Here is a 6,436-nt window from a genome sequence, read left to right on the forward strand (position 1 = left end):
ACAAGAAAAGGGGAATTTGTATGGGTAAACGAGTTCGAGTTTGGATCATGCGTGTGATCGCAATCGTGATCGTTGTCTTTATGGTGGTTGAATTGGGTGCCAATATTTTTACGGGCAATTCGTCTTCCAACCAAAAAACAACCGAAAAAACCACAACCAAAACATCAAAATATACATATGTGAATGAGAGTTCTGTCTTTCATTTGGATGGTATTGATCAAGATGTCCTATTGCCAAAGGGCATGACGGTGCAATCCAAAAATGAAGATCAAAATACGCATGCCATTACGTATAATTTTGGTGCTGTAAAGTATGATAATTTTAGTGCGAGCATCCTCATTACCACCAAGGAAAGTGGTAAGAATGGTACGTTTGCGGATGGTGAATTGGTTTCCATGGATACCTTGGCCAATGGCTTAAAAGAAAATGGTGAATATTCCAATTGGAATTATTTGATCTTTCGTGGCGACACCAACAATTACTTAGAGCAAGTACAAACCATTCATCAAGAAAAAGATGCAACGGCAAAATATGAGATCGACTACAACATCTATGATGTAGATGGCAAGAATTACTATATGATTTCTTTGTTCTTAGTGACACCAGAAAATCCAGATAAGACCGATTTATTACATCTAGACAAGATGGGTAAGGAAATGATGGCTAAGATGTCTTACATGAAGAAAGATATCTTTATGGAGTATGCTTTGCCAGAAGATAAAGCTGATCAATTCAATCATCTAAAGTAAAACGAGCCATTCAGCTCGTTTTTTTTTGATCGGATCGCATAGAGTTTATACAAAGCGGGTGAAATGGTAAGGATGTAATTGCCAATGAGTTCGATTACATCGGCATGAAAGCCTCGTTTGAAATCAAAGACGCCATAGCCTTCTTGATCGGGTTCGAAATAGCCGCTGATGCCATAGAAATTATAATAGCTATATCCTTTCTCGATGGCTTGTTGGATCATGGCCCATTGCAAGGCATAAGGTCCCTTATAGGTCTTATAGATGTCATTGAAGCCACTGGCTAAATAGATGATTTCCTGGCCATAGAAGATATACATGGCAGCTGCCAATCCCAATTCCTTACCATGGGTTTGCGCGAGTTGTTTGGCTTCTTTTATGCGCACATCCAAAGCCTGAAGATTGGCTTGGGCTTTTTGTAAACGATGTTTTGAGTTTTTAGAGTAGGGGTTGAGACGCAATCCATCCTGGGCTTGTTGGATCGTGCTTTTTTCTTTTTCCATCGATTGATAGAGACTTGTCAAATAGGCATCTAGATCCAAATAGGCATAATAGGCCTGGGCATGGTCTTGGAAACAATCGTATTGTTCTTGATAGTAGCTTAAGGGAAAAAAAGGAAAATTTCTTCGTTGTCCTGTTTCTTTGACCATATGGTAAAGGATGGGAAGTTCTTCTCTGGATAAAGGGCGCACTTGAATGGTGTTTCTCATGGCTTTACGAATGTTTTGTCGGGTCTTGGCGCTAAAAGAAGCAAATACTTCTTCTTTGGTTTTCTGTCGAAGATCGAGTACCGACATCCAGCGACATTGTTTGGTTTCATCGTATCCTTGTTTCCATGGAAGTTGTTGAAAGTGCATGTCTTTGTATTGTTGGACAATGTCAAAGTGATCCCAGCCATGGTCTACGATATGACCATCCATATCTCTTTGACGCAAAGGGATATAGGGATCGGTTTCTAAAAAGACGCACTTTTTTTGTTTCAAAAAGGGTTTGAGTTGGGCATAGAACGATTGAAGATATTCTGGATGGGACCCATCATAGATGGGGCCTCTGGGCAGATACGCAAAGGTAAATCGTTTCATCAGGGGTCGTAAACAAAGCAGGGCACAAATTTGGATGGTATTCTTTTCTTTTCCTGCCAAATAATAGATGTGTCCGCCATTTTGACTCATTTTTTTGCCTTCATAGCTCGATTGCAGAAAGTTTCGTTGGGGATAGTTTGTGATCCAATTTTCATAGGTATCATTGGTGATTTCAATTAAATCCATTGTGTATAAAGCCTCCTAAGCTATTGGATAGTATGCAGTGTTTACATAAAAAGAACCTTAAATGAATGTTTATTAAAATTATATATATATATATATATATATTAAAAAAGTAAAATATTAAATGAATCAGAACAATCATTGAAAATATTCTATGAAAAAATATTGAAAATAAATGAAAGAAAATGGTATACTCGAATCATCGTAGAAGTTATCAGGAAGACTGATAATGGAGAAACTCTGGAGAATCTCTTAGGAGTACCGAAGGGGCAAGTGGTAACATGAAACTCTCAGGTAAAAGGACAGGGTGTATAGAATAAGAAAACAGGTCGGATTCTACGGTAAAAGTGGAATTCGACTTTTTGTTTTCGAGGAGGAGAGAGTATATGGATGCAATGCAAATTGCGAATGGAATTCCTATGTGGATTGCTTGTGGAGTTCCGGTTTGTGTGGTGTTGGTGCAAGCAATCACCTTTCTGAGAAAAGCCTATCAAGCAGGCAATAAGGTTGGTTTGAGCAAAGGACAAATGAAAGAAGCCATTCGAAGTGGTGCGATTACTTCGATTGGACCTTCCATCGTGATCCTTTCAGGGATGCTGTCGTTATTGATCACAGTGGGTGGTCCCATTGCTTGGATGCGTTTATCCTTGATTGGTGCTGTCATGTTTGAATCGACAGCGGCCAATATGGGAACAAGCGCTGTGGGTGTGACCTTAGGCGTAGATAAGATGACACCCCAAGCTTTGACAATGGCACTTTGGACCATGGTCATTGGTTCGATTGGATGGGTCTTATTTGCGACGTTTGCCGCCAATCGGATGGAAAAAGTGCAAACGAAGATTTCGGGAAATAATGCCAAACGATTGACAATGATTTCGGTGGCGGCAGTCATTGGAGTATTTAGTGCGATGTCAGCCACCCATTTGGTTCGGATGGATAAAAATGCAGTGGCCTGTGTATTAGGGGCTTTGATCATGGCTCTTATGATGTGTATAACTGAAAAATTTCAAATGAAACGTTTAAAAGAATGGAATTTGACCATTGCGATCTTGGGATCCATGATCATTACGGCATTACTATAGGAGGCAGAAGATGAAAGATTTTTATGAAAAAGAATATTTACCAATGATGCATCGCATTGGGAAAACAACAGGATATCTCGGTGCACTTTTATCGTTTACACCCGCTTTGTTGCTGGCAATCGTTTATCATTTATTGCCGGATTGGGCAGCTTTATTGACGGCTGCGATTGCCGCTATTTCGGCCTTTGGTATCTTATGGTTTGTGGAACCCATTTCTTATTTTGCCGTCTTAGGACCTGTAGGTACTTATATGGCCTTTCTTTCAGGTAATATTTCCAATATGCGCTTGCCTTGTGCAAGTATGGCGCAAGTAGCTGCCGATGTGGAACCAGGAACGGAACAAGGATCGATCATCGCAACGTTAGGTATGGCCATTTCGATTATTATCAATGTCTCTGTTTTGACAATCGGTGTTATTCTAGGTAGTCGAATTCTTTCTCAATTGCCACAATCAATTACATTGGCTTTGAATTATTTGTTACCTGCCTTGTTTGGTGCTTTGTTGATGCAATTTGCCATGAAACAAAGAAAATTAGGAGTCACCATGACTGTATTTGCCATCTTGATCAATGTAGCCATCAAAGCGGGATTGTTTACTTGGCTGCCTGGCTCAGCCAATTATTTAGGTACTTTATCTTGTGTGTTTGTTTCGATTTTCTTAAGTATGAAAGTGTTCCATGCCCATGAATAAACAAGATATCTTTCAGACAGTGGATTCGTTACAAAGCGTTTTTGAGGATTGTGTATCGACTTTGTTCACGCATCCAGAAACAGGCGGTCATGAAAAATTTTCGGCGAACTATTTGCGACAAATTTTATCATCAGCAGGTTTTACAATTCATGATCAGGCAAAGATGGAGCATACTTTCTATGCCGAATATGGCCAAGGCAAACCTGTCATTGCGATATTGGGAGAATATGATGCTTTACCAGGGCTATCGCAAAAGCCAATATCGCATCAAGAACCTGTCCAAGTCGGTGGGGCTGGTCATGGTTGTGGACACAATCTTTTGGGTTCTGCTGCTTTGGTGGCGGCATTGGCCATCCAACAATGGTTGGCAAAAGAAAACATGTCTGGCACCATTCGTTTTTATGGATGTCCCGAAGAAGAATTGCTATCGGGAAAAGTCAAAATGCTTCGCTTAGGAATGTTTGAAGGGTGTGATCTGGCTTTGAGCTGGCATCCTATGGATATCAATTGTGCCTATGAAGAGTCGTATTTAGCGAATATTTCGGTACGTTTTGTTTTTCGTGGTAAAACCGCTCATGCAGCGGTTGCCCCTTGGCAAGGACGAAGTGCCTTGGATGCCGTGGAATTAATGAACGTTGGAGTCAATTATTTAAGAGAACATGTCATTGATGCAGCACGAATCCATTACAGTACGCAATGTGACAATATCCCAAATATTGTCCCAGATCTTGCATCGAGTTGGTATTTTATTCGTGCACCCCATATGTCGGATGTGTTATCGATCTTAGATCGGGTGGAAAAAGTGGCTAAAGGCGCTGCCATGATGACCGAGACAACAGTGGATATCGATGTTGAATATGGTTGTTGGGAAATGAAGAAGGCTAAGATCATGACGGATATTTGTTATGAGAATTTGAAAGAGGCACCTTTCCCGCCGTTTACGCAAGAAGAGCTGGATTTTGCGAAAGCCATCCAGATGAGTGTGGATCCTCAAATTGTTGAAAACAAAAATCATTTGTATGGAACTAGCCAACGAATTATGAATTCTTGTGTTGAAGATCGTTCCTTTTGGAAAACGGTCTTCATGACAGCCAGTACGGATACGGGCGATGTCAGTTTTAATATGCCTATGTCCACTTTTTCTAGTGCTTGTTGGCCAGTTGGGATTGGTCCGCATACTTGGCAGGCCGCTGCTTGTGCAGGTTCTTCATTGGGTGCCAAAGGTGCTTTCTACGCGGCTCATGTATTGGCTGGTCAAGCTTTTGATTTCTTGCAGGAGCCAGAATATGTACAGGCAGCCCAAAAGGAATTTAACGAAAACAAGAGTATCCAATATAAATCCATTCTTAATCATTTTGATTCTTAGGATTTTACGTTAAAATAGGTAGGCAAGCAACGCTTGCTTATCTATTTTTTTAAAGGCAAGAACGACTTTCTTGAAGCATGGAACCAATGCAACTAGACTTTGATTATGGAGGTAGAATGACATGGATTTTGGACAACAAATCAAAACGATTCGTAAAGAGAAAAAGCTGACACAGGTGCAATTTGCCACTCAGCTACATGTAAGCCGACAAGCGGTTTCCAATTGGGAAAACAATAAAAATCTACCAGACATTGAGATGTTGATCCAAATGTCCCATATTTTTGATATCTCCTTGGACCAGTTGTTGAAAGGAGAAAACAATCATATGAACAACATAACAGAAAAAGTGATCAAAGACGGGAGTGAAACAAGAAAGGCCAAATACAATATGGTTACTTCAATCATTGGTGGGATCTTTTTATTGATGGGCTTATTGATGTTAGTCATTAAAGGGATGTCGGTCGAATATGTGGATGCCCAGGGTATCTTACATGAAAACTTCTTTTTGTTGCCATTGGGATTTTTATCGATCTTTTGTGGTTTGATCTTATTTGTGAGCGTTGGGATACGTGCTCTTATTGAAAAATGCAAGGCAAAGTCTTTGACAGTGAAAGAATGAAAAAAGTGGTCAATGTCCCTATAGGAAAGGACTTAGGCCACTTTGTTGCGAATTATAGTCATGTTTATATATGGAATCAATTAAACATGGTTTATGAGCGGTAGATCAAGCAAGAATAAGAGGAGTATTTCATTGAATTTCAAAGAAATATTCGATTCAATGTGACTATTTTTCAAGACAAAATACAGATTAGTTTATACAATTGTTGTAGTTACGATGTACCCACAATGATCAATTTTTCTGTTTGAATGGCTTAAACTATTCATGAAAGGGTATGGAATCATGCGTAATATTGTAGATGCTCCAAAGGAGGATAGGGGCAATTCAGAGATGAAAATCAATGCATTCAATCAATTGATGAAAGAATTAGAAAAAGGAAGTTCTAGTACAGAAAATTATTCGGAAGAAGATGCATTTAAGATGTTGGGTTTATAAGACGAGATCCAATAAAAAAACGGTAAGACTAAGTCTTATCGTTTTTTTTATATAGATGGCGTTCCTGGGCGGATTCGAACCGCCGACCCTTCGCTTAGGAGTTCTCTGCGAACCGTGGTAGCTAGAAGTTCGATTATCCTCTTGGGAGCGTTTAATGCCGTAAATTAAAGCATAAGTGCTTGTTATGTTTAATTGTTGATACTCTCTGGTGTACCCTCATACACCGTAGAGT

The 6,436-nt window shown here is 39.8% G+C and carries 7 protein-coding genes and 1 riboswitch; of the genes, 6 read left to right on the forward strand and 1 reads right to left on the reverse strand.

What is annotated here, in order from left to right; translation table 11 throughout:
• Nucleotides 1-20: 20 nt before the first annotated feature.
• A complete protein-coding gene (locus tag SOS22_RS06545; RefSeq protein WP_320596716.1) occupies nucleotides 21-749 on the forward strand; it encodes a hypothetical protein in 729 nt (242 codons plus the stop codon).
• On the opposite strand, the gene SOS22_RS06550 is transcribed toward SOS22_RS06545, so the two are convergent.
• Nucleotides 737-2,014 carry a peptidoglycan bridge formation glycyltransferase FemA/FemB family protein gene (locus tag SOS22_RS06550; protein WP_320596717.1) on the reverse strand — a complete coding sequence of 426 codons (1,278 nt, stop codon included), beginning with the start codon at nucleotides 2,012-2,014 and terminating at the stop codon, nucleotides 737-739. The genes SOS22_RS06545 and SOS22_RS06550 overlap by 13 nt on opposite strands.
• A gap of 227 nt (nucleotides 2,015-2,241) precedes the next feature.
• Nucleotides 2,242-2,327: riboswitch (glycine riboswitch) on the forward strand.
• 70 nt (nucleotides 2,328-2,397) lie between these two features.
• Here SOS22_RS06550 and SOS22_RS06555 point away from each other — a divergent pair.
• The 5 genes from SOS22_RS06555 to SOS22_RS06575 all read left to right on the forward strand — a co-directional run bounded on the left by SOS22_RS06555 (nucleotide 2,398) and on the right by SOS22_RS06575 (nucleotide 6,204).
• Nucleotides 2,398-3,093, forward strand: coding sequence for a DUF5058 family protein (locus SOS22_RS06555; protein ID WP_320324627.1), 696 nt, complete (start codon nucleotides 2,398-2,400; stop codon nucleotides 3,091-3,093).
• Nucleotides 3,094-3,103: 10 nt separating this feature from the next.
• Nucleotides 3,104-3,784, forward strand: a complete 681-nt coding sequence (locus SOS22_RS06560; protein ID WP_320324626.1) for a hypothetical protein — start codon at nucleotides 3,104-3,106, stop codon at nucleotides 3,782-3,784.
• Entirely contained in the window at nucleotides 3,777-5,150 is a 1,374-nt protein-coding gene (locus SOS22_RS06565) for an amidohydrolase (RefSeq protein WP_320324625.1), read from the forward strand. Before SOS22_RS06560 ends, SOS22_RS06565 begins: the two co-directional genes overlap by 8 nt.
• Before the next feature lie 121 nt (nucleotides 5,151-5,271).
• Nucleotides 5,272-5,769, forward strand: a complete 498-nt coding sequence (locus SOS22_RS06570; protein WP_320596718.1) for a DUF3955 domain-containing protein — start codon at nucleotides 5,272-5,274, stop codon at nucleotides 5,767-5,769.
• A 282-nt stretch (nucleotides 5,770-6,051) separates the two neighbouring features.
• Nucleotides 6,052-6,204 carry a hypothetical protein gene (locus SOS22_RS06575; RefSeq protein ID WP_320324623.1) on the forward strand — a complete coding sequence of 51 codons (153 nt, stop codon included), beginning with the start codon at nucleotides 6,052-6,054 and terminating at the stop codon, nucleotides 6,202-6,204.
• Nucleotides 6,205-6,436: the final 232 nt, after the last annotated feature.

The sequence above is a fragment of the Absicoccus sp. genome (genome assembly GCF_034090965.1).
Taxonomy (GTDB): Bacteria; Bacillota_I; Bacilli_A; order Erysipelotrichales; family Erysipelotrichaceae; genus Absicoccus; species Absicoccus intestinalis.

What these genes read in the sequence shown, in the direction of transcription:
- SOS22_RS06545 (WP_320596716.1), top strand. Translation starts at nt 21, where the DNA reads ATGGGTAAACGAGTTCGAGTTTGGATCATGCGTGTGATCGCAATCGTG.
- SOS22_RS06550 (WP_320596717.1), bottom strand. Translation starts at nt 2,014, where the DNA reads ATGGATTTAATTGAAATCACCAATGATACCTATGAAAATTGGATCACA.
- SOS22_RS06555 (WP_320324627.1), top strand. Translation starts at nt 2,398, where the DNA reads ATGGATGCAATGCAAATTGCGAATGGAATTCCTATGTGGATTGCTTGT.
- SOS22_RS06560 (WP_320324626.1), top strand. Translation starts at nt 3,104, where the DNA reads ATGAAAGATTTTTATGAAAAAGAATATTTACCAATGATGCATCGCATT.
- SOS22_RS06565 (WP_320324625.1), top strand. Translation starts at nt 3,777, where the DNA reads ATGAATAAACAAGATATCTTTCAGACAGTGGATTCGTTACAAAGCGTT.
- SOS22_RS06570 (WP_320596718.1), top strand. Translation starts at nt 5,272, where the DNA reads ATGGATTTTGGACAACAAATCAAAACGATTCGTAAAGAGAAAAAGCTG.
- SOS22_RS06575 (WP_320324623.1), top strand. Translation starts at nt 6,052, where the DNA reads ATGCGTAATATTGTAGATGCTCCAAAGGAGGATAGGGGCAATTCAGAG.